26 protein-coding genes are annotated in these 26179 nt (G+C 41.9%); 3 read left to right on the forward strand and 23 right to left on the reverse strand.

Annotated elements, in window-relative coordinates; translation table 11 throughout:
* Positions 1-74 precede the first annotated feature (74 nt).
* The 23 genes from ACXACJ_RS18285 to cysC all read right to left on the reverse strand — a co-directional run bounded on the left by ACXACJ_RS18285 (position 75) and on the right by cysC (position 24400).
* Complete coding sequence (locus ACXACJ_RS18285; RefSeq protein WP_475135860.1) at positions 75-905, reverse strand: glycosyltransferase; 831 nt, start codon at positions 903-905, stop codon at positions 75-77.
* Between the two features lie 96 nt (positions 906-1001).
* The gene (locus ACXACJ_RS18290) at positions 1002-2063 is read right to left on the reverse strand and encodes an EpsG family protein (RefSeq protein ID WP_475135861.1); all 1062 of its coding nucleotides are present in this window, start codon (positions 2061-2063) and stop codon (positions 1002-1004) included.
* Positions 2060-3007 (reverse strand): hypothetical protein, encoded by a 948-nt coding sequence (locus ACXACJ_RS18295; protein ID WP_475135862.1) that lies wholly within the window; start codon positions 3005-3007, stop codon positions 2060-2062. Before ACXACJ_RS18295 ends, ACXACJ_RS18290 begins: the two co-directional genes overlap by 4 nt.
* A gap of 55 nt (positions 3008-3062) precedes the next feature.
* Positions 3063-4298 (reverse strand): glycosyltransferase, encoded by a 1236-nt coding sequence (locus ACXACJ_RS18300; protein WP_475135863.1) that lies wholly within the window; start codon positions 4296-4298, stop codon positions 3063-3065.
* Entirely contained in the window at positions 4295-5548 is a 1254-nt protein-coding gene (locus ACXACJ_RS18305) for an oligosaccharide flippase family protein (RefSeq protein WP_475135864.1), read from the reverse strand. Before ACXACJ_RS18305 ends, ACXACJ_RS18300 begins: the two co-directional genes overlap by 4 nt.
* Positions 5535-6542, reverse strand: a complete 1008-nt coding sequence (gene pseI / locus ACXACJ_RS18310) for a pseudaminic acid synthase (protein WP_475135865.1) — start codon at positions 6540-6542, stop codon at positions 5535-5537. Before pseI ends, ACXACJ_RS18305 begins: the two co-directional genes overlap by 14 nt.
* Positions 6529-7059, reverse strand: coding sequence for an acyltransferase (locus ACXACJ_RS18315; RefSeq protein WP_475135866.1), 531 nt, complete (start codon positions 7057-7059; stop codon positions 6529-6531). Before ACXACJ_RS18315 ends, pseI begins: the two co-directional genes overlap by 14 nt.
* Positions 7016-8092 (reverse strand): hypothetical protein, encoded by a 1077-nt coding sequence (locus ACXACJ_RS18320; RefSeq protein WP_475135867.1) that lies wholly within the window; start codon positions 8090-8092, stop codon positions 7016-7018. The genes ACXACJ_RS18315 and ACXACJ_RS18320 overlap by 44 nt, the downstream gene beginning before the upstream one ends.
* A 1-nt stretch (position 8093) precedes the next feature.
* Entirely contained in the window at positions 8094-9281 is a 1188-nt protein-coding gene (locus tag ACXACJ_RS18325; RefSeq protein WP_475135868.1) for an ATP-grasp domain-containing protein, read from the reverse strand.
* Positions 9274-9960: a pseudaminic acid cytidylyltransferase gene (pseF, locus tag ACXACJ_RS18330; RefSeq protein ID WP_475135869.1), complete on the reverse strand. Its 687-nt coding sequence runs from the start codon at positions 9958-9960 to the stop codon at positions 9274-9276. Before pseF ends, ACXACJ_RS18325 begins: the two co-directional genes overlap by 8 nt.
* A 1-nt stretch (position 9961) precedes the next feature.
* Complete coding sequence (gene pseC, locus ACXACJ_RS18335; protein WP_475135870.1) at positions 9962-11173, reverse strand: UDP-4-amino-4,6-dideoxy-N-acetyl-beta-L-altrosamine transaminase; 1212 nt, start codon at positions 11171-11173, stop codon at positions 9962-9964.
* Positions 11170-12186, reverse strand: a complete 1017-nt coding sequence (pseB, locus tag ACXACJ_RS18340; RefSeq protein WP_475135871.1) for a UDP-N-acetylglucosamine 4,6-dehydratase (inverting) — start codon at positions 12184-12186, stop codon at positions 11170-11172. Before pseB ends, pseC begins: the two co-directional genes overlap by 4 nt.
* Positions 12167-13243, reverse strand: a complete 1077-nt coding sequence (locus tag ACXACJ_RS18345) for a Wzz/FepE/Etk N-terminal domain-containing protein (RefSeq protein ID WP_475135872.1) — start codon at positions 13241-13243, stop codon at positions 12167-12169. The genes pseB and ACXACJ_RS18345 overlap by 20 nt, the downstream gene beginning before the upstream one ends.
* Before the next feature lie 28 nt (positions 13244-13271).
* Positions 13272-15905 carry a polysaccharide biosynthesis/export family protein gene (locus ACXACJ_RS18350; RefSeq protein ID WP_475135873.1) on the reverse strand — a complete coding sequence of 878 codons (2634 nt, stop codon included), beginning with the start codon at positions 15903-15905 and terminating at the stop codon, positions 13272-13274.
* A gap of 153 nt (positions 15906-16058) precedes the next feature.
* Positions 16059-16481, reverse strand: coding sequence for a UpxY family transcription antiterminator (locus ACXACJ_RS18355; RefSeq protein WP_475135874.1), 423 nt, complete (start codon positions 16479-16481; stop codon positions 16059-16061).
* Entirely contained in the window at positions 16474-16956 is a 483-nt protein-coding gene (locus ACXACJ_RS18360) for an ArsR family transcriptional regulator (protein ID WP_475135875.1), read from the reverse strand. Before ACXACJ_RS18360 ends, ACXACJ_RS18355 begins: the two co-directional genes overlap by 8 nt.
* A 185-nt stretch (positions 16957-17141) precedes the next feature.
* Positions 17142-18275 (reverse strand): DegT/DnrJ/EryC1/StrS family aminotransferase, encoded by a 1134-nt coding sequence (locus tag ACXACJ_RS18365; RefSeq protein ID WP_475135876.1) that lies wholly within the window; start codon positions 18273-18275, stop codon positions 17142-17144.
* Complete coding sequence (locus ACXACJ_RS18370) at positions 18275-19330, reverse strand: NAD-dependent epimerase (protein ID WP_475135877.1); 1056 nt, start codon at positions 19328-19330, stop codon at positions 18275-18277. The genes ACXACJ_RS18365 and ACXACJ_RS18370 overlap by 1 nt, the downstream gene beginning before the upstream one ends.
* A complete protein-coding gene (locus ACXACJ_RS18375) occupies positions 19330-20628 on the reverse strand; it encodes a nucleotide sugar dehydrogenase (protein ID WP_475135878.1) in 1299 nt (432 codons plus the stop codon). Before ACXACJ_RS18375 ends, ACXACJ_RS18370 begins: the two co-directional genes overlap by 1 nt.
* Positions 20625-21392: a 3'(2'),5'-bisphosphate nucleotidase CysQ gene (cysQ, locus tag ACXACJ_RS18380; protein WP_475135879.1), complete on the reverse strand. Its 768-nt coding sequence runs from the start codon at positions 21390-21392 to the stop codon at positions 20625-20627. The genes ACXACJ_RS18375 and cysQ overlap by 4 nt, the downstream gene beginning before the upstream one ends.
* Positions 21392-22654 carry a sulfate adenylyltransferase subunit CysN gene (gene cysN / locus ACXACJ_RS18385; RefSeq protein ID WP_475135880.1) on the reverse strand — a complete coding sequence of 421 codons (1263 nt, stop codon included), beginning with the start codon at positions 22652-22654 and terminating at the stop codon, positions 21392-21394. The genes cysQ and cysN overlap by 1 nt, the downstream gene beginning before the upstream one ends.
* Positions 22654-23559 carry a sulfate adenylyltransferase subunit CysD gene (cysD, locus tag ACXACJ_RS18390; RefSeq protein ID WP_475135882.1) on the reverse strand — a complete coding sequence of 302 codons (906 nt, stop codon included), beginning with the start codon at positions 23557-23559 and terminating at the stop codon, positions 22654-22656. Before cysD ends, cysN begins: the two co-directional genes overlap by 1 nt.
* Complete coding sequence (gene cysC, locus ACXACJ_RS18395) at positions 23546-24400, reverse strand: adenylyl-sulfate kinase (protein ID WP_475135883.1); 855 nt, start codon at positions 24398-24400, stop codon at positions 23546-23548. The genes cysD and cysC overlap by 14 nt, the downstream gene beginning before the upstream one ends.
* A gap of 65 nt (positions 24401-24465) precedes the next feature.
* On the opposite strand from cysC, the gene ACXACJ_RS18400 reads away from it, so the two are divergent.
* From ACXACJ_RS18400 to ACXACJ_RS18410, 3 genes are read left to right on the forward strand one after another with little or no spacing between them, the layout of a single operon-like run.
* On the forward strand, positions 24466-25146 hold the full coding sequence (locus ACXACJ_RS18400) for a heme exporter protein CcmB (protein ID WP_475135884.1): 681 nt from the start codon (positions 24466-24468) through the stop codon (positions 25144-25146).
* A 58-nt stretch (positions 25147-25204) separates the two neighbouring features.
* Positions 25205-25867, forward strand: a complete 663-nt coding sequence (gene ccsA / locus ACXACJ_RS18405; protein WP_475135885.1) for a cytochrome c biogenesis protein CcsA — start codon at positions 25205-25207, stop codon at positions 25865-25867.
* A gap of 5 nt (positions 25868-25872) precedes the next feature.
* The gene (locus ACXACJ_RS18410; protein ID WP_475135886.1) at positions 25873-26130 is read left to right on the forward strand and encodes a CcmD family protein; all 258 of its coding nucleotides are present in this window, start codon (positions 25873-25875) and stop codon (positions 26128-26130) included.
* The last annotated feature ends 49 nt before the right edge of the window (positions 26131-26179 follow it).

Consider the following 26179-nt stretch of genomic DNA (forward strand, 5'->3'; position numbering starts at 1 on the left):
CGAATATCCACTTTATATTTTAAAGTATAAAAAAAGATACCAAAAAACATGTTCTACTAATCAAATAAGCAAATTCAAACTTTCTCTCGTGACTTACCATATGCTAACCTTAATATAGGTAAAGGTCCTAACCTCAAAAATGTTCTTATTAAAATGTTCCTGTTGTATTGTACCCAATTAAAAAAACCCATTTTTCGAATATCCCGTAAAAATTCTATCTCATTCATAAGATATTTCCATCCTCTTCTTCGATTTACAAGCATATCAACGCCCGTCCTCGCGTGTACTAAGGGTTCTTGTATATTATGAACATGATATCCATTTACTAGAAACCTAACCCAAAGTTCATAATCGTCTCCAACAGCACTGTAATTCTTATAAAGACCAATATCTTCAATTGAACTTTTCCTAAAAATCACAGTCATGTGATTAAATGGACATCTCCATTTCGCATAATTTAAAATTTGAGAATGACTCTCTGGAACACTTCTAACCCCTAGTTGAACGGACAAGCCTTCATCATACTCAATAATATTTGAACCTATCAGATCTACTTCCGGATTACTTTGTAAAAAATTCATTTGTTTTTTAAACCTCAGAGGCACGGAGAAATCATCAGCATCCATTCTTGCAATCCATTCACCGGTTGCGCTTCTAATACCTGTATTCAATGCGTTAGCCAAACCCTGATTTTCCGAAATTACAACATGTACAATCTTAGAATCCCTTTTCTTCCAAGCACTTACAGTACTAGCCAGTTCTTCTCCAATTGGTCCGTCTTGTACTAGAACAATTTCATCTGCTTTATATACTTGGTTACAGATTGAATCTATAGCTAAATCCAGAGCTTTATGATCATCACCACTATAAAATGGCAAAACAACACTCAGATTAACCTTTTCCATATTTGTAAAAATTAAACTATTAATAGAAACTTCATTTATTCCTCAAAGATGTATCAATCAACTCAAGGACCCGCAATACTCTTATATTTTTTATTGTTATAAGCTTCCCGGGAACAAGAAATTATAGTAGGGGAAACCTCCATGCTTTCCTAAATTGAGAGCCACTTCAAGCTCAAAAAATAGAAAGAGTAACAAAGCCACAATTTTTGGGTATAGTGCTTTTTCTTTAGAAAGTATGACAGAGAAAAAGACAACTTTTACGTAAATCAAATAGGCAAGAAGCCTATTAAAAAGGTGAAACTCAATAGTGAGAATATAGCCTATCAAAGCAAAGAAGAGAATCTTAAAGTAAATCGACTTACCGTAATTATTGAAAGAATAATTTAGGACAACAAAACTCACAAAAATCCAAAACAAAAAAGCCATGCCTGATCCAAGCTGTTCTGCTTCAAGGAATTTGCCCCCTCTATCAAGAAAACTGCTATAGCCTGGCGTTACAAGCATTAATAGAAAAAAGATAAAATAAAGTTTTTTGGACAAATACAATATGTAAGAAGCACCGGTTAGAATAAAGATTACAGGTCTATTCAATTTTACATACCTTAATGGGTAAACAAGAACCAGAAAAAGAGCACTCTTATGAACTAATAGACCTGTAACAACAATAATGATCAAGTACTTCCAGAAATATCCTCTTTTTATAAAATCGATGGCATACAAAAATATAACTATGGCAAGCCCTTGTCTTACCTGATCATTCACCATAAATAAGAGTTCCGAAACATAAAAAAAGAAGATTCCCTCACGTAAAACATTCAACCCTCTCAAACCTAAAATCAACACTAGAAAAGTTAAAAAAGAAAAGGTAGCTAAAACATAAACATGGCCCTCAAAACTCGAATCAAATGCTTGAGTTAAAAAATATAGTAAAGGCTCAACATCCAAAACTTTACCGAGACGAATGGCATGAAACATTCCGCTATAGCCTTCATAATCATTTCCAACGTTATACCTGAAGCCAAAGAACAATGTGTAAAGGCAGGCATTCAATAAGTCTAGAAAATTGAACTTTTGGAAAAACTTAACCGAGACATATGCCAAGCCAACATTAATTACTAAAGCAAAATTATATATAAAGAAGCTATGCCAGTCTATCATTTCAACAATTCCTGCAATTCCTTTTTAGACAAGAAAAGATCTAAACCCCAATTCTTATTTGCTATACTCCTTTGCTCTTCGGTGATAACATCGGAATAGATCATATAAGCTTCAGCTATTTCATTTTTTTGTCTATAGTGAAAATTGTTTTGTTTTCCCTCGGTAAGGAGCTTTTTACCAATTTCATTTTTGCTTTCAACGTTAGTTTCTTCTTTAATGTAAATAAGTCGTTTATCTAAGGCTGTACAATAACCGACATGTGTACCTACATTATTAGTTATAACCAAGTCCGACAACTCAATAATGGATCTCAATCTGGGCAAAAAAGACTGTTCATACTTAGTGCCTGCTGAAAAGACCAAAAATCCATTTTGCTCATATTCATTGACTAAATTTTCATTTCTTGCATCCAAATAGTAAAGACAAACAATCTTTGTATCAAAAAACTCTTCTAAAGAAGAGAGCTTTGAATAGATTTTGTCCAAATCATAAGTCTTTTTCAGATCCTTTGTGCTATGAGCAGGAATAACAAGTAGGGTTCTACCTATTTTATTCTTAAGAGTTTTGAAATTAATAGTATTTAAAAATGGTTTTGCATAGAGAATATAAGGGCCTATGGCAAATGAATCCCTGTTAGGGAATTTACTTCTTAAGAGAGAGGCTCTTTGTTGACTTATTGTGATCATTTTCTTCGGAAACCAGTGTAATTGATCGGGATGGATATAGTCTTCAAAAAAAAGACCATGTTCGATATAACACGGTAAATCAAAATCCTCATTAATATAATCACAGATAGCAGAACCGATTCCATAACAGTTATTGTCAAAAACTGAAAATCTAGGAAAATAAAAATCGTCTTTGATCAGACTTTTATAATCAAGAAATGAACCAATCTGATCTCTTGAGCTTAAAATAGTCCCGTTTTTATAATATGAACTTTTCAATCGTAGAACAAACCGTAAAAGTTTAACTAATAATTTGCTCCTTATAAGCAATGGCTTAATTCTCGCTTGCACTATTGGTAATTGTTATTACAGCTATAAAACCCTGAAGCATATTCGAAAACGTAAACTTCTTCTTAAACATTTCTATCGATTCAAAGGACATTGCTCTTAAATCGAAATTGACCAAGCTTTTTAATACTTTGCAGAGTTGGGCTGAATCTGGATCTATAAGAAAACCGTTAACCTCATCATCTATCATTTCTGGAATTCCTGCTACGATTGATCCAATTATTGGCAAACCTAACTTTTCCGCTTCAATGATCGAAATGGGGAGTCCTTCATCCTTACTAACCAATATATACAGGTTACTTTTTCTCAAATAGTCATTGACATTAGTCACTGCCCCTGGCAATTCAAAGTAACGCTCCCATCCCTTTTTAACAATTGAGTTTGCAATTTTAGCCCTTTCAGGCCCCTCCCCTAAAAAAGTAAAGTGAAATCGGCTTTTTTCAGTTGAAGAAAGTTTCTCAAAAGCTTCGAGTATTAAATACTGTGCTTTTCTACTATTTATTGTTCCAGCACAAACTAAATTGAAGTTGGAATAATCTCTTTTTGAAATCATTTCTCTGACTTCTTGCTCTTCACCATCCAAATAATCATCTATTCCATTATAGAAAAAACTTAACTTATCTGGATCCACCCCATGATTTCCTTCCCTAAACGTTTTAAGTCCATTTTGCGCAATAAATATCATCCTATCAACCCTGCTGTAGGTCCATTTCAGCATTTGATAAAGTTCTTCCCTAAATGCCGATTTTTTTAGTGACGGATAATACTCTTCTAACATTGATAGCGGCACCCCACTATTATGTTGGAATAAGATGACTTTACCTTCAAAAGAATCAGGAACATGTTTTAAAAAGTAATAGCAATCAAAGTTGTCGTCAAAGACATAAATATCTGCCGATTTTGGTTTCTGCTTTAAATAATTTTGAATTACCCTTTGCGAGTGGGATAAATACTTAGCATTAATTATCCTTCTCAAAAAAAAAGAGGAAGACGGTTTTATTTCATTAATTAATCTATTCGCAAAACCTTTGATAAAGGACTTGATATGGTTCCCCTTTTTTCTTTCATTAGACAAAAACGAATCCTTCGTAAACAACTCATAATCAATATTTTTAGAGAGAAAAATATGCTTATTATTTAGAAATCGTCTCAAATTTTTGCTTGGCCCACCATTAACATGTAAACTTCGACTATATATATGATGTACTTTTATTGTTTTCATGGAGCAAATTTTAATCTTAAGCCTTTCTTGTAACACCAGTAAATAGACATTATAGAAGTAACTGCCTCTGATAGTAAAACTACGATTGCCATCGAAAGCAAAGAAATCCATCCCATTGCAATCAAGAAAAGGAGTGAAATCAAATAGAAAATCCCTGAGGTAATTATTGACCAACTAAATTCTTTAGAATAGCCAAAAGCAAATAAAAGCTGTCTTCCAAAAAAGACATTTAACGTTACCGGAATTAGGACGAAAATTAGCAAGTTCAATAACTGAAATGAGCTTTCGATGACCTTGCCAGATAAAAATTGAATAACCCAACTTCCAAAAGAGTACACGGCTATGATAACCAATAAATTCAATCCCAATGTCCCTATAAAAGCTCTCGCCACAAAAGTGACATCCTTTCTTTTAACCACCTGCGGGAAAATTGCTTGAGAAATTAGAGTTACAGGAACCCTGGCAACATTCACTACCTTTTCTGCTAAATCATAAAATGCAACACTTTCCAACCCAACAAAGGCCCCAATAAGAATTTTATTTGCTTTGATGTAGAGTTTAGAAATATTAGCTAAAAAGATGGGCCAAGCTTGTTTGGTATATTTCCTGACATCATCCATTGATGTTCTTTCTAATTTAATTTTGAATTTAATACTGATGTAAGCAAAACAGACTATCCCACTAATGATTACTCCAATTATATTAAAAAGAGGCACAAGGATATAATCCTCAGGAGCATGTACAAAAACAACTATAAGAATAAGATAAGTTATTCTCATAATTAGCGTCATGATGGCTACAAACTCCATCCTTTCTATTCCTCTAAAAAACCAAGAAGGGATAAAAATCTCTATGATGCAGACCCAAGAAGAGAGAATTAACAACAAAGGATTTTGATAAATAAAAGGAATAAAAATCCCCAAAATCGAGATTATCAAAATCAATCCACATAAAAGGAAAACTCTTGAAATAGTAACTGCACTAAGAATTCGACCAATCAACTTTGAGTCATTTACGTTTTCTCCAACTTCTCTAACTGAAGTGGTATTAAATCCGAATTCAATTAAAACCTGACCGTAGGCCATAATTGATTGTGCAAAAATAATCAACCCATATTTATCTATACCTATTGACCTAGTTAATAGAGGAATTACAATTACCGGAATCAATAACTCAATAAATTGATTAATGGCTAAAAAACTCAGGTTCTTAAAAACCGGTTTTGCTGCAATCTGTTTAAACAAAATCATCAATATTGACTGGCGTTCCCTTTTTCAGGTCCCTTCGAGCCGTCCTGCCCACGACCTGCCCCTGCAGTTCCGGGGGGGCCCCGTGCCCTGGCCTTACGCTTTTAAGGTGTTCCATGGTGACCTGCTCCCCCTGGGAAATATCCTTGGCAACAAAGAGCGACCTCCGCCTGAGCTTGTCCTTTTCCGACACATCGTAGGTGACCCTGCCCAGGGAGCTCTCGGCACCCCTTACCGCATCCACCATCGCCCTGAACTCGCTGGGCTCCATGGAGAACGATGAGTCCGGCCCACCAAGGGACCTGTCCAGGATAAAGTGCTTCTCCACAACCTCGGCCCCAAGGGCCACCGCAACAGTGGGCACCAGGCTTCCCATGGTATGGTCGGAAAGCCCCACCTTAACCCCGAAACGCTCCTTCATGTCCAACATCGCCATGAGGTTGGCCTGGCCAACGGTCGCTGGGTACTGGGAGGTGCACTTCAACAGGGTTATGTCGTTGTTGCCCTCACCACGGCAGGCATCCACGGCCGACCGAATGTCCCCGATCTCGGCAACCCCGGTGGAGATTATCATCGGCCGCCCCTTCGAGGCCGCATACCTGATCAGCGGGATGTCGGTGATCTCGAAGGAGGCTATCTTATACCTCGGCACATCCATGGACTCCAGGAAATCGACCGCACCAAGGTCGAAGGGGGAGCTGAAGAACTCAAGGCCAAGCCCTTCGGCAAGGGCCTTCAGCCTAGGCTGCCACTCATAGGGCATCGCCCCCTCGCTGAACACATCGTAAGGCCTCAGCCCCTTCCACGGCCCCTCCTTGCGGGGGCCAAAAAACTCGTTGTCAACATCCATGGTCAGGGAATCTGCCGTGTAGGTCTGGACCTTAACCGCATCGGCCCCGGACTCGTGCATGGCGACAACGGTCCTTTCGGCAAGCCCAAAATCGTTGTTGTGATTGGCGGAAAGCTCCGCTATTATGTAAGTCTTATTTTTCCCCATCGGACGTTCCTTTTTTTCCTGTAAAACCAATCGGCCTGGCAGGGACCCCGGCCACCGCCAGGCCATCCCCAAAGCTCTTGGTCACAACGGCCCCGGCAGCAACCACACAGCCCCTGCCCAAGGTTACCCCGGCCATTACCGAGGCGTGGGCCGCAAGCCAGCTGCCCCTGCCCACACGCACGGGGCGGGCATCATAACCGCCAAAACGGTAGCTCCCCCCCTTCATCAGGTGGTTGGAGGCCGTTATGGAGACAAAGTTCCCTATTAGAACCTCATCTTCCAAATATATCTCGCCCTGCCCCAGATAGCTGTTGAAACCTATGTAGACATGGTCGCCCACGCTCAGGCCGTTGGGGTTATAGATAAAAGCATTGCTGCCCACCTTGAAGTTCTCGCCAAAAGACCTGAGGTAGGGCTCGTAGAGCCTGCCCCTCGAACGGTCACCGTGGGGGCCATCGGGGATAAAAAGCCCCCTAAGCTTCAGGTAGAGCCTCCCCGTTTTTGTCAGTTCCTTCAAAACCTTTAAAATTTAAGTATTCACCGTTTATCAACTCGTATATAGATGAGGGGCCCGGATGGATGCCGGCAAACAGCCCCTTACCCTTTTCGCTCATTTCCCTTCTTTTGGAATAGGAGCCCAACAACCCTTCAACAGCACCCGATATCTCGCCCGGGGAAAGCTCCCCTATCGTGCCCAGGCTCAGGCCGGCCCCCTTGGAGGCCACCCCATCGGTAATCCCTTTCTGGACATCGTGAATGGAGATGGCCACGAAAGGGAGCCCTACAGCGCACGCTTCATAACGGGTGAGCCCCCCGTTGAGGACCAGCAGGTCCGCCCCTTTCATCTCACCGGGCATATCTTCCACAAAGCCCTTAAGGCAAAACCCCTCGTTCTCACCACAAAAGCGGAAAAGCTCCCGGTAATCGGCCGAACGGGGGGAGAGCAGGACCGTCACCTCCAGTCCTTTGCCCTTCAGTGATTCGACCACTTTTTTTGTAATGGAGAAAGGGTCCGTCCCCCCTGCGGACACCAAGACCCTCTCCGCCCTTTCCTTTACCGAGTACTCCACATTAAAGAACTCCTTCCTCACCGAAAAAAACTCCGGGCCTGCGATAACCCTGGTCCGGGATGCCTCCCCCACTCCGGAATATTCAAACCGGTCAATGCTAGGGAAGAGGCTGAGCCTTTCGTACCTTGAAGAAAGCCCGAACAGGAAAAGCGTGACCGAAACGATGAAGACCGGCCTCGGGGCACCCTGCAAAAAGCGGAAAAGACGGTACTCGTCTTCCACCAGGTCTATCAGTACCACATCAACCTCCCCGTCCTCAAGAACGCCCTCTGTCCTGGCCCTCAGTGAAGCGTCCCAAAAGCCCGCCCTGTAACAGGGAAAGGGCCCTACCCCATCCCCAAACTCAAAATGCTCGTCCACCAAAAACGACACCGACCAGCCGCTCCCCGAAAATTCCCTCGCCACACCAACGGTCCTGGATACATGGCCAAAGCCTATCTCCCTGTTGCCATTGGTGACTATAAGTACAGAACGGGGCATGCTATATTATATTGAACCTGAGATTATCATGGTAGGCCTGGGCAAAGAGCTCAGCGGACCTTGCGTCAACGCCCCCTGACACGATCCTGCCTATCCTGTCGGTCCCCTTCCTCAGCCTGCTCACTGCCGAGCCCCTGGGGCAGGTAACCTCAAAGTCGATCAGGAGGCCCGAGGGTGCGTTGCCGTCCGAAAAAGACTCGAAAACACCGTCCCTGTCCGCTTCCACTATCCTTGCAGCCACAGGAAGGGAAAGGCTTGCCTCCAGGCATACCCCCTCACCGACAGCGCTTTTGATGGCTTCCCCTACCCAGTCGATGCCGGTATGGTAACGCACCAGCTCCGGAAGGCACGTTGCCCCGATCCTGGCCCCCACCTCTATTACCTTTACCCTTTTGGTACGGCCGTCCAGGATCACATCAACGTTGGCCGGGCCATCCTCTATGCCCAGGGCCTCGATGACCCCCTTTATATCTTCCACGGCCTGCGACAGGCCGGCCCCCTCAAGGCCCACAAAGGGGAAGGAATGCCCTATGGGCACCATGTAAGGGGCAGGGGAAAGCGTATCGTTGTGGAGCAGTACCAGCTCGCACCTGCCGTTGACGGAAAAGGTCTGGGCCCCGAACTCGACCCCCTCGATGTACTCCTCGACCAGTACCGTACCCTGACGGGTATGCCTGTAGGCCTCCTCGACCGCTCCGGCCAGCCCCGCCAGGCCCGACACCTTGGTGATACCCCTGCTGCCAGAGCTGTCCGTGGCCTTGACAACGACAGGGAGCCCAAGCTCGGCAACGGCCGCCTCTGCCCCCCGCAGGCCGTCAACCTCAAAAAAGGCCGGCTGGGCACCGGGCGTGCCCCTCAGCCTCTCCCTGAAACGGGACTTTATGCTGCAGTCCATGGCCGTCCGGTAAGAGACGCCCTTGAGCCCGAGCATATCGTTGACATAGCCCACCGCGGGCACGCCATGGTCGCTCTGAAGGGTCATGGCTCCGTCAATACCCTCCTTAGAGGCAACGCCAAGCACCGCCTCCCTGTCTATAATATCGACCGCATGGGGGGCATCGGACAGCCCCATGCCCGGGGCGCACGGATCACGGTCCACTGCGACCACCCTCAGGCCAAGCTCCCTGGCCCTCAGGATGGCCGGCACCTGGCCAAAGCCCGCCCCTACTATCATAATGGTCTTACTCATCGTTCATAAAGCTGTATTTAATTTCCGCAAGCCTCCAATCCTCCAGGGTATCTATGTCCTGCGCCTCGGCCCCCGGGAGCAGTATGCCCTTCCTCCTAGTCCCGCGCAGCCCCTTCTCCCACCTGGCAAAGTAGAACTGGCCGGCATCATAGTACGCTGGGTCAAGGTCCTGGGACCTTGTAGTTAAATGTTCCGGGCTCAAAAGCTCCACATAACCTTCCACATCCCTTTTAAGTGCCCTCTGGATGGGGTATGGAAACTCGACCACAGGGCGCACCAAGTCAACCCTGGGGTCTTCCGACAAAACCCGGTATGCCTCATGGAGCCTGGCAACCCTGATCAGGGGGGCCGTTGGCAGGATGCAGCAGAACAGTTCCGGGTGACCCTGGGCAGTCTTCGAATATTCCGCCCTGACCTCATCGATGACGTCAGCAAGGGTCGCAAAGTCCCCGGAGTTTTCGGCCGTCCTGAAAAAGGGGACCTTTGCCCCGTACTCCTCGGCCACACCGGCAATCTCCACATCGTCCGTTGAGACGATGACCTCTTCAAAAAGGCCGCTTGAAAGGGCCGCGCCTATGGAATAGGCTATTATCGGCCTGCCGTGAAAATCCTTTATGTTCTTCCGGGGGACCCTCTTGCTCCCGCCCCTTGCCGGTATGATGCAGATAGAGCCGCCCATATCAGGAATAGAAGGCCCTTATCAAGTCAACCACCCTGGCCTGCTCCTCCAAGGAAAGCGTGGGGTACATGGGCAGGCTGAGGCACTTCCCATAGTAGGCCTCCGCATGGGGGAAATCCCCGGCCTTACTGCCGAGCCCCATGTAATACGGCATCAGGTGGGTAGGGACATAGTGTACCTGGCAGAACACATTACGCTCACGCAGGTAATTGTAAAGCCCGAGCCTGTCCTCAACCTCCACAACATATAGGTGGTGCGCATGGCCGCTACGGGAGGATTCAGCCTCAAAGTTCCTATCGGTTACCTGCACAATGTCCCGGAAGGCCCGCCTGTAGGCAGATGCGATTTCCCTCCGCCTGGCAAGGCCCTCATCGGCCCTTGCCAATTGGCTGAGGCCAAGGGCACAATTGATGTCGCTGATCCTGTAATTAAAGCCCAAGGACTGCATTTCCATGTACCAGCCGGGGTAGGACCCGTTGCCTTCCGTGCTGCCGTTGGCCAGGCCGGGGGCGTTCATGAACTTGGACACGTCCCTTGTTATCCCGTGGGTGCGCAGCTCCAGGAGCCTGGCGTACAGCGCCCCGTCATTGGTGGTGACCATGCCCCCTTCACCCGTGGCAATATGCTTTACGGGGTGGAAGGAGAATATCGACAGGTCGGCATACCGGCCGCTGCCCGATTTTACCGTTTCGCCAGCCCCGTTCACGAAAAATGCTCCGGGGGCATGGCAGGCATCCTCAATGACCCAGCAGCCAAACTCATCGGCAAGCGACCTAAAGGCCTCCATATCGGCCGCACGCCCGGCAAAGTCCACCGGGATTATGCCCTTTATCCTCCCCTCAACATCGGATTCAAGCAGGCCCCTTACCGAGGCAACATCCAGCAGGTAGGTCTCCGGGTCGATATCGGCAAACAGCACCTCTCCGCCACAGTACCTCACACAGTTGGCCGAGGCCGCGAACGTAATGGGCGTTGTGACCACCCTGTCCCCGGGCACCACACCAAGCGCCAGCGCATTGAGGTGCAGGGCGGCAGTCCCGTTGGCAACCGCAACAGCGTACCTTGCCCCAACGTAGGAGGCAAAGGATTCCTCGAACTCCTTGACCTTCGGCCCCTGGGTAAGGTAGTCGCCACGCAGGACCTCCACAACGGCATCTATGTCCGCCTGTGAAATGTGCTGCTTCCCATATGGGATCGGGCTATACTCAATCATATTTCGAAGCTAGGGTCAACATGTTCCCTGATAAGTGCCCTTAGGCTGTCTACGGTCTCCCATTCACCGTTCTCCCCCGAATTGTAGGAAAAACCCTTGGGGACCTTTGCGTAACCGTTATCGGCCAAAAGCGCCTTCAACTGCTTGGATGGGACCGTTGGCACTATCACGTAATACTTGCCAAAATCGTAGGTGTTGTAGGCATCGGATGCCGTGATCATCTCCTCGTGGATCTTCTCGCCAGGACGTATGCCCACAACGGGCCTGCTGCACTCCGGGCCTATAGCCTCGGCAACGTCCGTGATCCGGTAGGATGGTATCTTGGGCACAAACAGCTCGCCACCAACCGCATGTTCAAGGGCGTGCATGACCATGTCAACACCCCCCTGCAAGCTGATGTTGAAGCGCGTCATCTCCGGGTCCGTGATCGGGAGCTCGCCCGAAGGCCTCCGCTTTATGAAAAAAGGGATCACCGAACCGTTGGAACCCATGACGTTGCCGTACCGAACCACCGAAAAACGGATCGGGTTGCCCCCCTTTATATTGTTGGCCGCTATAAAAAGCTTGTCCGAGGTAAGCTTGGTGGCCCCGTAAAGGTTGATCGGGGCACAGGCCTTGTCCGTGGAAAGCGCCACAACACGCCCAACCCCCGTCTCTAGGGACGCGTTTATCACGTTCTGCGCTCCGTCAACGTTCGTACGGATACACTCCTCAGGGTTGTACTCCGCTATGTGGACATGCTTCATCGCGGCAGCATGGATCACATAATCAACACCCTGGAAGGCCCTGCGCAGACGGGACAGGTCTCGAACGTCACCTATGAAGTACCTGATCTGGGGATACTCCGAGGAAGGAAAGTCCTGGGCCATCTGGAACTGCTTCTGCTCGTCCCGCGAAAATATGATCAGCTTGCGAACTCCCGGAACCCTCTTCAATATATGGGACGTCAGAGACCGCCCAAGAGAACCCGTCCCTCCCGTTATCAATACAACCTTATCGTTTAAAAACATCATTTATTATTAAATAATTCTTTATACTTTCTAGAGTCAAAATTGAAACTGCGAAAATGATAGTCAAAAAGAAACTAGCTACGAACACCATAGGTATGGCATAAAGTTTTCTTAAACTAGATGGCTTCACAGGAACACTAAGCTTATCTATTTGACGAATTCTAATCTGCTTTTTCTCCTTTTCGATGAGCTCTTGCTCATATGTCTTCTGAGTTTGAATTAAAAGTTGCGATGCCATACTCTCAAGCCTTTCCAATTCTCTTAATTTCTCGCTTATTACATAGCTTGTAATATTTATATTTTCATCTCTAAAAGAGGCAAGCTCTAAACTCACACTATCATAATGTTTCTCTTTTTGCTCCAGAATGATTGAAACAAACTCTAATTGTTCCTCTTGTCCCTTATTTATGTAATTTTCAACGTACAGTTCTAGAGCAGATGAAAGTTTACTTAATATCATGGTAGAGGCTAGAGGGTCTTGCAATTTAACTTCCATTGTTATCAAAGACCTCTCTAATTCGTAGTCAAAGCTTATTCTTTTAGATAACTTATTAACAATATTTTCTTCATCTCTTGAAAGCCACCTAAAATCATACACTTCATTTGAAACAGAATTGGACGGCCTCGATTCGCCTCGGACAATATTCATAAGCCCACTTGATAGCGATTTAACAAGTCTGCTGAAAATATTATCATTGAGGTCATCATCAACATAATTTTTTAATAGGACGGTCTCTCCATTTTGAAGCGTCACTGAATCATCTAATATATCAATAAGAAGGTCTTTACTTTTAAGAAATTCTTCATACACTTTAGGATTAACCGAACTTCCTGCGTCTGAAGAAGGTAAATCAATCCCGGCAAATTGTGCTAAAGAAGACGCAGCAGACAAGCTATTTCCCTCGTTACTGGTAACCAAAAATTCAGCCTTAGCTGTATATTCTTTCGGAGTTGTAAAAACCATAACCAACAAGGCAAAACATAAACAAGAAAAGACCACGAATAATCTTCTTCTAAATCGGAAAACGTAACGAATAAAATCAAGAGTTGTAATTTTCATAAAATCGAGCCGGCCTAGGTGATTAAAATTACTTACTTAGTCGATCAACAACCAAAGCTAAAGTGGCCACTGAGCCTATTGCAGCTATAATAGATTGATAATTAAATGGAGCTCTTTCAGGCTTCTTACTAACAAAAATTGTCGAACCAGGCTCTACCTTTGGGTAAAATTTAAACCAAAGAAATCTACTTACCCCTCTTCTTTCACCATTAGGGTATTGTATATAGCTTCTACCTCTCTTTGCCGTAATTAGGAAACCACCTGATTGTTGGATATAATCCTTAAAGCCAAATGTATCATCATATCGAACATTTAGTGGGGAAGTAACTTCTCCTGCCACTCGTACAGTCTCCAACTTACCAGGAATAGAAATAACGTCTCCCTCTTTAACAATAAGGTCAAATTTGGAGCCCGGGGCTTCCAGAATTTTTTTCAGATCAATAGCGACAGGTTCTTCTTCCTTGATCTCAATTTCTTTAACAAGAGAATCCTTTGCTGAAATATCCTCAATCAAATCTTTTTTTAATTGAGCCCCAAGTCTATCATTGTCTGTATCCAATTCAGCCCTGTTCTCAATCTTATCTAACCTCTCTATGAGCCTTACCTGACTGATGTTTTTTAATTCTGATTCATCTCCAAGTACCTTTTGGCGAAGCTGTTGCAAATACTCTTGGCTGATTTCATCATTGGATTTAGAATCTGAAAACTCAGTTTTTCTAATAAGAATGGCTCCTCTAGCATCTGCATAAGGTGTTAAACCCTTTGCCCTTGAGAGAATATCGGAAATACGCTCATCCTTTCTACTAATCGTATAGATACCAGGAGCCGTAACCTCTCCCTCAACTGTTACTTGTTGTTGTATGGTATAACCCGGAGATCTTCTTATATATACCTGATCAAATGGTTGGAGTAATTGCTCAACGCCCTCTGAATTCAAGGATAAATCTTCATCGATAGAGATATTTATAATTTCTGCTGCTGCGTTGATGCTTTTATTCTTGTTCCTCCTAGATATTTCTACAAGTGCACCAGAAGCTGATTCCTTTAAACCTCCTGCTAAAACAATCAGATCTTTCACTGTCATATTATTAAAGAATGGGTATACCCCACCATCCAATATCTCTCCAGTAATCTGTACATGATATTCTTCTCGGATATCGTATATAGAGGAGATTTTCACAACATCTTCCCTAACAAGTTTTATATCAGACTGTTTGCCCGATAGTAATGCGGATAAATCAATGGGGATAGTCGATTGAGAGAAATCCTCTCCTGTTCTGTAAATAGTAGCTCTAGCCAAATAGGCATCTCCTCTGATTCCATCGGCCTTTTTTAATAATTGAGTTAAGGTTAGGCCATCCGTGAGCTCATATTCTCCTTCTCTATAAACTGCCCCACTAATAATCACTCGATTAGAAAAGCGATCTAAAATGGCACTTACTTCAATTAGGTCCCCATCTAATGGGTTAAATGATTTAAACTCTTCCTTGTCTACATCAATAATTTGTCTTTCACGCTCTCCATTTCTCTTAACGGTTACTGTAGCTTGAAAAGCTTTACTCGTAAATCCTCCTGCGTAGTTCAATAAATCATCAAAATTCTCATTGTCTTTCAACTCAAAAAGTCCCGTGGTTTTAGTCTCACCGTCAAGTTCTACTCTGTTTTGAAATGGTTTTACAATAATAATGTCACCATTTTTGAGTTTCAAATCACCAGATCGGATACCATTTGAGAGGTATGGATAAATATCAATTGTCGAAAGAAGCTTGTTGTTTCTAATAAGTTGAATATTTCTAAATGTCCCTTTCTCAGTTGGGCCACCAGCGGCATAAAGTGCGGTGTATGCAGTAGATAAAGATGGAAGTGTAAAAATTCCTGGATGTTCAACATTTCCCACGACCTCAATATTGATTGACCTAATATTTCCTAAACTCACCTGATAAAAAATAGAGGGTTTGCCATTAGATTCAGGCTTAAGACCTCTGTAAATCTGGCTTAATCTATCAATGATTTTTGATGAAGCTTGCTCCATAGTTAAGCCATTAACGTATATAGGAGAAAGATTTTCAGGCCTGACCGTTCCTTCAGAGGAGACTTGCATCCTCAAAAACGCCTGAGTAGCTCCCCATAAATCCACAACTATTTCATCATCAGGCCCAAGTTGATAATCGGATGGTGTAGGCAACCTTAGGTTTGGAGTAAATGTTAAACTCTCTTTTTTGAATATATCAAACCCGAAAATCTTACTTTCTTCCTCCGTAATTTCTGGAAAATCCTGACCTGTTTTCCATCCAAATTGAATTTCATCTTGATTTTGAACAGCACGAATGGAGCTGTTCTCGTTAGATTGAATCTGTGTGGGAGAACTTGATATACCAAGCCTAATCTGTTCAACTCTTCTTTTCAATTTGGAAATTTGAATTTCAGAAACTCCTCTTTGGCGGGCCAATTCAATCAATTGTTGTTCTGTGAGTCCGCGCTCTTCAGCTTGTTTCATGTAAGCAATAATCTGCTCATCCGTCATTTCATCTACATTGATAGACTTGGGATCAAATGATGTCAAAGATTGCGCACTGACATTTGAAATATCAGCCAAAATAAAAATTACCAGAATGGGCAATGCAGCGGAAACGTTCCTAAGGAACAATCTTAAAATTTTCAATGGAAAAAAATTAATTTAGCTTATTACTAGAGTTCGCAAATAAAACGATTACAGTTGGTAAATCACAAGAAGCGTTATCCCACTTTTTGTAAATAAGTCAGGCTAACTTCAGCCTGCAACTGAATGCCTAAACTCGAAATGGACAAAGTTGCTCTATTTCCTCTCGACTCTCTCTACAACTCCACTTTGACCTGCCAATACTCCTGAATTGACATTTATACTATCCCCCCTTGAAAGTGATACCGCCTCAGCCATAGGGTTTTCTTCCAAAAAGCTTTTAATATTGCTGATCTCGGCATCTCTGATAACTGCTGGCTTACCAAGCCAATGAACATTAGACACTATACCAGAATCTCTAAGCACTTCAATCCTTTCATTTTCACTTACCTTGGCAAATAAATAAGATGAAAAAACAGGCTCAGTAACTCTCTTTTTTCTGTCGGACCATTGTTTTAGAACAGTCCTAGTAGGGCAATACACATTGAACCCCTTCTGTTCAAGCCTTTGGGCAGCCTTTTTCTCATTTCTAGGTTTAGTATAAAAAGCAGTCCAATATGATTCGTTCGTATTAATCATGCCATAAAAGTAAGTTGGTAGATATATCAAGATTTATTAGAGAAGCTTCTTCCCTAGAGTAAACAATATATTGGATTTTTTTATCTATCAGTTTTTCAGCTCGCCCAATAAGGCTTATCAAATAGTGCTGGTCTGGGTTTCCTATAAAAACAAGACTAACTATTCTAGATTCCCTTCCTATGGCCAAATCACCTGTAAGATAAACCTTATAGATATCACCCAAATTTGACACTACTTCATCGACTACGTTCTGAAGTCCAGTATATTTCAACAAAATACTTCTCACTTCTCCAAAAAGAGGATATTGTACATTAGCTCTGAATACCTTCTTATTGCCCACTAAGTCTGACTTAAGCATTCCAGCCTCTTCAAAACGATTAAGTTCTAAACGAACCGAATTCGTGCTTTCATTAAACTCTTCGGCCAAGCCACGTAAATAGGCACTGGATTCTGGATTTAAAAAAAGCCTAAGCAAAAGCTTTATTCGAGTTCGTGAAGATATTAAGGCTTCTAACATTTCAATAAAACATGTGCATTAAGCACAGCTTCGCCACCTGAGTCACATAAAAAGAAACCCAATAACGAGTAGCAAAACTACTCATTATTGGGTTTCTTAAAAACTTTTAATGCAATAATTATATATTAAGAAAAGGTTAAAGACTATTTCATTAAAAATGCCTCTACTTCCTTAATAATCAATTGCTGCTGCTCTACTGTCATTTCTGTATGTATAGGTAGAGAAATTACTCTAGAGCATAAATCTTCTGTGGTTACCATATCCCCTTCCTTATATCCATAGTATGAGTATGCCTTTTGAAGATGGTTAGGCACAGGATAATAAATCATAGATGGAATGCCTCTTTGCGCCAAATATCGATTCAAATCATCTCTTTTTCCAGCATCCTTCAACTTTAGGGTGTATTGATGATACACATGATTCGAAAAGTCAGCCACAAAAGGAATTTCTAGTGAGTTCAATTTACCAAATGCTTGGTTGTAAGCATTTGCCACTGATTGTCTGGCAGCATTATAATCGTCTAAATATTGAAGTTTCACTTTCAATATTGCCGCTTGAATACTATCCAAACGAGAATTTACACCTATAGAATCGTGATAATACCTTTTAGTTTGACCATGATTTACAATCATTCTCAATTTTGAGGCTAAATCATCATCATTGGTCATGATGGCACCGCCATCGCCATAAGCTCCCAAATTCTTTGAAGGGAAAAATGACGTAGCTCCAGCATTCCCAATCGTTCCTGCCTTTTTTACTTCTCCATTTGAATAAGTATAACTTGCCCCAATGGCTTGAGCAGTATCTTCAAAAACTTTCAGATTATGGTTTGAAGCTATTTCCATTAACGGCTCCATATGGGCACATTGTCCATATAGGTGAACCGGTACAATTGCAACCGTCTTATCTGTAATTTTGGATTCAAGATCTGCCAAATCAATATTGAATGTATCAGGATAAACCTCTACAAAAACAGGCTTGAGCCCTAATAAGGCTATTACCTCGACAGTAGCTACGTAGGTGAAAGATGGAACCAAAACTTCTGAACCTTTTGGGAAATCATAAGCCATCATTATGATTTGAAGCGCATCGGTTCCATTTGCACATGGAATTACATTCTTTACTCCAAGATACTTCTCCAAGTCAGCCTGAAATTCTTGAACTGCGGGTCCGTTGATGAAAGTTGCCGAGTCTAAAACCTTATCTATCTCAACTCGAACTTCATCTTTGATTTTGGCATATTGACCTACTAGGTCAACCATTCTTATAGGTTCCATTATACTTTATAAAATTCTCTATACCACTTCACAAATTCGCCTACTCCATATTCTAAAGAAGTTCCTGGCTTGTAACCTAGATTGTCAATCAAATCCTGAACATCGGCATAAGTAGCCGCTACATCTCCCGCCTGCATTGGCATAAAATTCTTTTTAGCCTCCACACCTAACGTCTTTTCAATAGTAGAAACAAAGTCCATCAATTTTACTGGAGAGTTGTTCCCGATATTGTACACCAAATATGGTGCTTTAGATGAACCCGGATCTGGAGAAGCACCCGTCCAAGATTGATTACCAGTTGGGGGATTATCATTAACCCTAATTACTCCTTCAACAATATCATCGATATAGGTAAAGTCTCGGGACATTTCACCATTGTTGAAAATATTAATCGGATTGCCTTCTAAAATAGCCTTTGTAAAAAGGAAAAGTGCCATATCTGGTCTTCCCCATGGACCGTAAACAGTAAAGAAACGCAGACCGGTAGTTGGCAAGCCAAACAAATGACTGTAAGTATGCGCCATTAATTCATTGCTCTTCTTGCTTGCAGCATAAAGGCTTATGGGGTGATCCACATTATGATGAACCGAGAATGGCATAGTTTCATTCAAACCATAAACCGAAGAGCTACTGGCATAAGAAAGATGTTTTACTTGATTGTGTCTACAAGCTTCAAGAATATTGACAAAACCAATAATATTACTATCTATATAGGCCCTTGGGTTTTCGAGGCTATACCTTACCCCGGCTTGAGCGGCCAAATTAATTACCTTGTCAAACTTTTGACTTTTAAAAAGAGCATTGACATTGGCGGTATCCTCTAATTGTAACTGGATAAACTTGTAGCCTTTGTATTTCGTGCTTTGAACCAGTTCATTATAAGAAATTTTATTATGATCAATTCCTGTCAAAGCCAAACGACCATGCTTTACACGAATGTCATAATAGTCGTTTACACAGTCTAACCCAACAACTTCATCTCCTCTTTCTAATAGCTTTTGAGCCAAGTGAAAGCCGATGAAACCTGCCGTTCCAGTAATTAGAATTTTTGCCATTATAATCTCGAGGTTATTATTTCCCGTGGAAGGAACGATTTCACATCATATACAACTGAACCAGCATTAATAGAATCACTGGTTATCATTTCTTTGAACTCTTTATGAGATACAGCCAACACAAGACCATCATATGACTTCAAATCTAAGTTATCCTTAGAAATCAAATCCAAGCCATATTCATGTTTCACCTCATCGTTGTTAGCCCATGGATCAAAAACATCCACATTCACCTCGAAATCCTTAAGTTCAGTTACAATATCGATGACCCTTGAATTTCGAATGTCCGGGCAGTTTTCTTTAAAAGTAATCCCTAAAACCAAAACTTTAGAGTTGTTAATTACTTTACCCTTTTTCATCAAAAGTTTAACCACTTGACTACCAACATAAGGGCCAATGCTGTTATTCAGTCTTCTTCCAGCCAATAGAATTTGAGGATAATAGCCTACCTTTTGAGCCTTTTGAGCCAAATAATATGGATCTACTCCAATACAATGCCCTCCAACTAAACCTGGCCTAAAGGGCAAGAAGTTCCATTTCGTACCTGCTGCTTCAAGAACATCTACTGTATCGATATCCATTTTGTTGAAAATCATAGCGAGTTCATTCACAAAGGCAATATTAATGTCTCTTTGAGAGTTCTCGATCACTTTGGCCGCCTCAGCTACTTTAATACTAGCTGCTTTATAAGTACCAGCAGTGATCACGCTTTTGTAAAGTTGATCCACTTTCTCAGCAATCTCAGGAGTCGATCCAGAAGTTACTTTCAAAATCTTCTTAACTGTATGTTCTTTATCGCCTGGATTAATTCTTTCTGGGGAGTATCCACAGAAGAATCCTTCATTATATTTCAAACCAGATATTTGTTCCAAAACAGGAACACATCTCTCTTCAGTTGCACCAGGATATACGGTCGATTCGTAAATTACTAAATCACCTTCTTTCAAAACTTTACCAACCGTCTCTGAAGCCTTAACCAAAGGCGTCAAATCTGGGTTTCTATCATCATCAATTGGAGTTGGCACTGTAACTATAAACACGTTACAATTCGATAAATCATTGATAGAGCTTGTATTGTATAATCCAATGTCGCCATATTTCTCGATCAATACAGACTTCAGCAGGTCATCTTCAACTTCTAGTGTGTGATCGTGCCCGCTATTCAACTCATCAATTCTACCTTGATTGATGTCGAACCCTAGAACTTTATATTTTTCTGCAAAAGCGACAGCCAGAGGTAAACCAACGTAACCTAATCCAATAATTGCAATTTTGCTTTCTGACATATTTGTACTCAATGAGCGCTAAAAAATGGATTTAAAAGATTCTCTTTGTTATATATTAGATCTTGGTCTTCTTGGTTTTTAACTTGATAATTTAGCTCCTTCAAAACAGCATGGGCTGCTGCTGTATCCCATTCCATAGTTGGAGCAAAACGTGGGTAAATATCTGCAAGGCCTTCAGCCAGCATCATAAACTTTAAAGAGCTACCCATACTCACTATCTCTGGATCAACCAAAGTTTCAAGAAACTGCTTAGTTTCATCATTTAAATGTGAACGTGAAGCCACAACGCGTAAACCAACCTGTTTTAAGTCTAAAGGCTTAGCAAGAGTTAGTTCTCTTTCTCCTTCTTTTGAGAAGAGAAATCCTCCCATACTCTTTGCCGCGTAATACAACTTATCGATTACAGGAGCATATACTACTCCGAGAATTGGAATCCCATCTTCTACAAGAGCAATGTTTACAGTAAATTCACCATTTCTTTTGATAAATTCCTTTGTGCCATCAAGAGGATCCACAACCCATAAACAACTCCAAGAAGACCTCTCCTCATAAGGAATTTCCCTCCCTTCTTCGCTTAAAATCGGAATTTCAGTTTCCTTAAGAAAAGAAACGATAACTGAATGCGCTGCCTTATCTGCCTTGGTTAAAGGCGAGTCATCCTTTTTATGTTCAATGCTGAAATCCTCACTTTCGTAGATCTCCAGAATAGCTTCACCTGCTTTCAAAGCAGCTTCTTTTGAGATAGAAAGCAGGTTTGATAGTTCCTTTTCAGTCATCAGATAATCATTCCTGCCGCAACAGTTTCATTTGTTGATTCATCTACCAAAATAAGAGACCCCGTTAGTCTGTTTTTTCGGTATGCATCCTTCATCAAAGGTTTGGTTGTTCTGAGTGAAACTCTGATAATATCGTTCATTCCAACATTTTTATCACTTTCATCTCTATGCAAAGTATTGATATCTAATTTGTAATGGACATCCTTGATCATGGCCTTTACCTCATTATTTGCGTGCATCAATGTAAACTTAGTTCTAGGCTGCAAGCCTCTATTATTGAACCAACATAACATGGCATCAAACTCTTGAGAAACATCAGGCTGATTGTTTTTGCGAACAATCATATCTCCTCTGGCAATGTCGATTTCATCTTCTAAAGTAATACTCACCGACATAGGAGCAAAAGCTTCTTCTACTTCGCCATTCATGGTATGTATACCACTGATTTTTGAAGAAAAACCTGAAGGAAGCGCGACTATTTCGTCACCCTTCTTAAATACGCCACCAGCTACTCTACCCGCATAACCTCTATAATCATGAAACTCGTCCTTTTTAGGTCTGATTACAGTTTGTACAGGAAAACGGCAGTCGATATGGTTATAATCGCTTGCGATATGGATCGTTTCCAAAGTGTATAAAAGAGTAGCTCCTTTATACCAAGGCATATTTTCCGATTCGTTTACCACGTTATCACCATTCAGTGCACTAATTGGGATGAATCGAATGTCTTTAACATCCAGCTTAGCAGCAAAGTCTTGGTAATCACTTTTAATCTGCTCGAATACTTCTTCGCTGTGATCCACCAAATCCATTTTGTTTACACATACAATGAGGTGAGGAATTTGGAGCAATGAAGCAATAAAGCTGTGGCGATAAGTTTGCTCAACCAAGCCTTTTCTAGCATCTACAAGAATTAATGCTAAGTTGGCCGTAGAAGCACCAGTAACCATATTTCGTGTATACTGAATGTGGCCTGGGGTATCGGCAATAATAAACTTACGTTTTGGAGTAGCGAAGTATCGATAAGCCACGTCAATGGTAATTCCTTGCTCCCGTTCATCTTTCAAACCATCGGTTAAAAGAGCCAAATCGGTATGTTCTAAACCTCTTCTTTTACTCGAGCTTTCTACTTGATCGAGCTGATCTTCAAAAATCGACTTGCTATCAAAAAGCAAACGACCAATCAGTGTACTTTTTCCGTCATCTACGCTACCTGCCGTTGAGAAGCGCAATAATTCCATGTCTAGGTAAGAATTTTCCATTAAAAGTATCCCTCCTTTTTTCGGTCTTCCATTGAAGTTTCTGATCGCTTGTCATCGGCTCTATTTCCACGTTCCGTTTGACGAGCGGCTGCTACTTCAGCTACAATTTTTTCTAGATTATCGGCATCTGATTCTATGCCTCCGGTAATTGTAATATCACCTAAGGTTCTGAATCTGATTTGTTTTTTTATTACCTCTTCACCTTCTCTTAAAGTCAAAAACTCTGAATTTGGTAACCAGGTGTTGTTTCTCCAAACCACTTCTCTTTCGTGAGCAATGTAGAGTGAAGGAATAGCAATGTTTTCCATTAAAATGTATTGCCAAACATCCATTTCCGTCCAGTTACTGATGGGGAACACTCTGAAATGTTCTCCTGTCCGTTTCTTTCCGTTGAAGAGGTTCCAGAGTTCAGGTCGTTGATTTTTTGGGTCCCACTGGCCAAAATCATCTCTATGAGAGAAAAATCTTTCTTTTGCCCTGGCCTTTTCTTCATCTCTACGAGCTCCTCCCATAAGTGCATCAAACTGATGCTCCTCAATGGTGTCAAGCAACGTGGTGATCTGAAGCCAGTTTCTTGAAGCGTCTTTACCTGTTTCTTCTTGAACTCGCCCGTCATTTATCGACTTTTGTACAGAGCCTACTACCAGCCTAGCTCCTAGTTCATCAATAAGGTCGTCTCTAAATTTTATAGTTTCAGGAAAATTGTGCCCAGTATCAACATGAATTAATGGAAAAGGAACCTTGGATGGCCAAAATGCTTTTCTTGCTAGGTGGGTGACTACAATAAAGTCCTTTCCTCCAGAAAATAAAATACCAGGATTTTCGAACTGGGCGTAAACTTCTCTAATAATATAGATGGCCTCAAACTCCAGTTCTTGAAGGTGTGTCAAATTATACTTCGACATTTTTATTTATTGTGATTTTCGGTTCAATTATTTCTAACAGCTTATTCAAAAGAATTTTTGGTTCCTCTTCTGCCGTTTTCAGAATTACATCAGGATTTTTAGGTGCCTCGAATGGTGAGTTTATACCCGTAAAGTTTTTGATTTCTCCTTTACGAGCCTTTTTGTATAACCCTTTCACATCTCTCTGTTCACAGACCTCCAAAGGGCAATCGACAAAAACTTCCACAAAGTTATCACTTCCTATCAAATTCTTGACCTGTTCTCTATCACTTTCGAAAGGAGATACAAAGGCCGAAAGAACAATAATCCCTGAATCGAGAAAAAGTTTACCCACTTCTCCAATTCTTCTAATGTTCTCAACTCTATCTTCTTCGGTAAATGCGAGGTCTTTGCATAAACCTTTTCTTACATTATCTCCATCTAGAATGTAGGTTTTATATCCACTAGCATGAAGTTCGGACTCAAGTAGATTGGCCATGGTTGATTTGCCAGAACCTGAAAGACCAGTAAACCAAATGAGCAAGGGTTTTTGCTCCAAGAGTTCTTCTCTTTTGTCACTATTGATCTTAAAAGACTGTTTAAAGATGTTCTCCGCAACACTTTCAGATCTTTTAATTCTGTTTTTTCTCTCTTCACGTCTGTCTAAACCAAAGTTCACTTTGTACCAAATCCTTTCGTGAAAGTAGTAGAGCAACATTTTAGTAACCACTTCTGCTGCTCCTATTTTAAAGCCAGTCATAGGATTGCCAGAAATAATCCATGCCAAAGTCATTGTGTCTATTGTACCAACGATTCTCCAGGTAACCGTTTTGGCTAAATGTCTTGCTTTACTGCTGGCCATATAATTTCTAAAATGTAAATTCGCCCTAAAAGCTACAAACCTAGTATTTATCTTTGCTTTCTTAAATGAAAAACGTCCAAATTTTATCACTGATTAGTAAGGAATTACTTTCCGAATGGAGGCAAAGGTTTGCATTGAATGGTATGATCCTTTATTTGGCAAGTACTGTTTTTGTATGTTATATGAGTTTTGGCCTTAAAGCAGGCGCTATAGAGCCCATTACTTGGAATGCTCTGTTTTGGATAATCATATTATTCACAGCGGTAAATTCTGTAGCAAAAAGCTTTATTCAAGAGTTGAAAGGCCGAGGATTATATTATTATTCCATTGCTAGCCCAGAAGAAATCATCATCTCCAAAACTATCTATAATGCAATTCTTTTACTTGGACTGTCACTGGTAGGGTTCGTCATTTATTCGTTTGTCATGACAAGGGCAGATGAAGGTGCTCAATTCGACACTTTATATTTTGTTATTTCACTTGTATTGGGTTCCGTTGGGCTAGCTTCAAGCCTAACCATGATTTCAGGAATTGCCGCAAAAGCGGAAAACAGTACTTCTCTAATGGCCGTGTTAAGCTTCCCTGTCATATTGCCCATAATTCTAATGGTGATTAAGCTTTCAAAAAATGCTATGGATGGTTTAGAAAGATCGGCCAGCACGGATGAAATATTGGTTTTGGTTGCAATAAATGCCATTATTATCGCGGTTTCCTACTTGTTATTCCCCTATCTTTGGCGCAGCTAAAGGATAAGACCTTTTGAGTTGAAAGTTTAGGCAATTGCCACAACTTAAAGCGAGACTTATGAAGAAAATTTGGTGGAAAGCCCTTTGCGTCATTTTACTGGTTTATATCATCATTGCCGGCTTATTAAATGATGCCCCCCGTCTTGACATTCTTAACGAGACCATTAGAAACCTCCACTTTCACGTAACCATGTGGTTTGGAATGGTAATACTGCTTACAGCTTCTGTAGTTTTTGCCATTAAATACCTCCGATCAGGCCTTGCTATCAACGATGACAAATCCATCGAATTTGCGAATTCAGGAATTCTATTTGGCATCCTAGGCATCATTACCGGTGCGGAATGGGCAAGTTTTACATGGGGTGAACCTTGGAGCGGAGATCCAAAACAGAATGCAGCTGCTATTTGTTTGCTCATCTATTTTGCCTATTTGGTTCTTCGAAACTCTATGAAAGACGAGCAGCAAAAAGCCCGAGTAAGTGCGGTATATAATGTTTTTGCTTACGCAGCTATGATTCCTTTATTGTTCATTCTACCCAGACTTTCCCCTAACTCTCTTCATCCAGGAAATGGCGGCAACCCAGGATTTAATGCTTATGACATGGACAGTAAGCTGAGGATAATTTTCTATCCTGCTGTTATTGGATGGACACTTCTTGGTGTTTGGATAACATCACTAAGAGTAAGGGCAAAACAAATTGAACGTACACTTGAAGATTAACTACGATGAAAAAATATTTTACCATTCTTTTCCTTTTCGTAACCATGGCAATTTCTGCTCAAGATAAAATTGCCATTACTGACAACGATTACGGTAATAATTCTATCGAAATGGCTGATGCCATGAGGTCTAATGGAAAAATTTACGTGGTTGTAGCCGTAATCATGACGGTATTTGCCGGCCTAATTGGATACACCATTTCCGTGGATAGGAAAATAAGCAGATTAGAGAAAGAGGTTTTTAAGGAAAAGGTTAATTCCTAGTGGTTTGTGTTGTAATTTTGCACGCGAATTGAGGCTTCATACCGTTGAA

It is taken from the genome of Roseivirga sp. AWQ4_251, from assembly GCF_056158225.1.

What these genes read in the sequence shown, in the direction of transcription:
- pseI (WP_475135865.1), bottom strand. Translation starts at nt 6,542, where the DNA reads ATGGGGAAAAATAAGACTTACATAATAGCGGAGCTTTCCGCCAATCAC.
- cysQ (WP_475135879.1), bottom strand. Translation starts at nt 21,392, where the DNA reads ATGACTGAAAAGGAACTATCAAACCTGCTTTCTATCTCAAAAGAAGCT.
- pseB (WP_475135871.1), bottom strand. Translation starts at nt 12,186, where the DNA reads ATGATGTTTTTAAACGATAAGGTTGTATTGATAACGGGAGGGACGGGT.
- pseF (WP_475135869.1), bottom strand. Translation starts at nt 9,960, where the DNA reads ATGGGCGGCTCTATCTGCATCATACCGGCAAGGGGCGGGAGCAAGAGG.
- ACXACJ_RS18285 (WP_475135860.1), bottom strand. Translation starts at nt 905, where the DNA reads ATGGAAAAGGTTAATCTGAGTGTTGTTTTGCCATTTTATAGTGGTGAT.
- cysN (WP_475135880.1), bottom strand. Translation starts at nt 22,654, where the DNA reads ATGGAAAATTCTTACCTAGACATGGAATTATTGCGCTTCTCAACGGCA.
- ACXACJ_RS18400 (WP_475135884.1), top strand. Translation starts at nt 24,466, where the DNA reads ATGAAAAACGTCCAAATTTTATCACTGATTAGTAAGGAATTACTTTCC.
- ACXACJ_RS18355 (WP_475135874.1), bottom strand. Translation starts at nt 16,481, where the DNA reads ATGATTAATACGAACGAATCATATTGGACTGCTTTTTATACTAAACCT.
- ACXACJ_RS18370 (WP_475135877.1), bottom strand. Translation starts at nt 19,330, where the DNA reads ATGGCAAAAATTCTAATTACTGGAACGGCAGGTTTCATCGGCTTTCAC.
- ACXACJ_RS18365 (WP_475135876.1), bottom strand. Translation starts at nt 18,275, where the DNA reads ATGGAACCTATAAGAATGGTTGACCTAGTAGGTCAATATGCCAAAATC.
- cysC (WP_475135883.1), bottom strand. Translation starts at nt 24,400, where the DNA reads ATGGCCAGCAGTAAAGCAAGACATTTAGCCAAAACGGTTACCTGGAGA.
- cysD (WP_475135882.1), bottom strand. Translation starts at nt 23,559, where the DNA reads ATGTCGAAGTATAATTTGACACACCTTCAAGAACTGGAGTTTGAGGCC.
- ACXACJ_RS18300 (WP_475135863.1), bottom strand. Translation starts at nt 4,298, where the DNA reads ATGAAAACAATAAAAGTACATCATATATATAGTCGAAGTTTACATGTT.
- ACXACJ_RS18345 (WP_475135872.1), bottom strand. Translation starts at nt 13,243, where the DNA reads ATGAAAATTACAACTCTTGATTTTATTCGTTACGTTTTCCGATTTAGA.
- ACXACJ_RS18290 (WP_475135861.1), bottom strand. Translation starts at nt 2,063, where the DNA reads ATGATAGACTGGCATAGCTTCTTTATATATAATTTTGCTTTAGTAATT.
- pseC (WP_475135870.1), bottom strand. Translation starts at nt 11,173, where the DNA reads ATGATTGAGTATAGCCCGATCCCATATGGGAAGCAGCACATTTCACAG.
- ACXACJ_RS18320 (WP_475135867.1), bottom strand. Translation starts at nt 8,092, where the DNA reads ATGCCCCGTTCTGTACTTATAGTCACCAATGGCAACAGGGAGATAGGC.
- ccsA (WP_475135885.1), top strand. Translation starts at nt 25,205, where the DNA reads ATGAAGAAAATTTGGTGGAAAGCCCTTTGCGTCATTTTACTGGTTTAT.
- ACXACJ_RS18325 (WP_475135868.1), bottom strand. Translation starts at nt 9,281, where the DNA reads ATGAGTAAGACCATTATGATAGTAGGGGCGGGCTTTGGCCAGGTGCCG.
- ACXACJ_RS18410 (WP_475135886.1), top strand. Translation starts at nt 25,873, where the DNA reads ATGAAAAAATATTTTACCATTCTTTTCCTTTTCGTAACCATGGCAATT.
- ACXACJ_RS18305 (WP_475135864.1), bottom strand. Translation starts at nt 5,548, where the DNA reads ATGATTTTGTTTAAACAGATTGCAGCAAAACCGGTTTTTAAGAACCTG.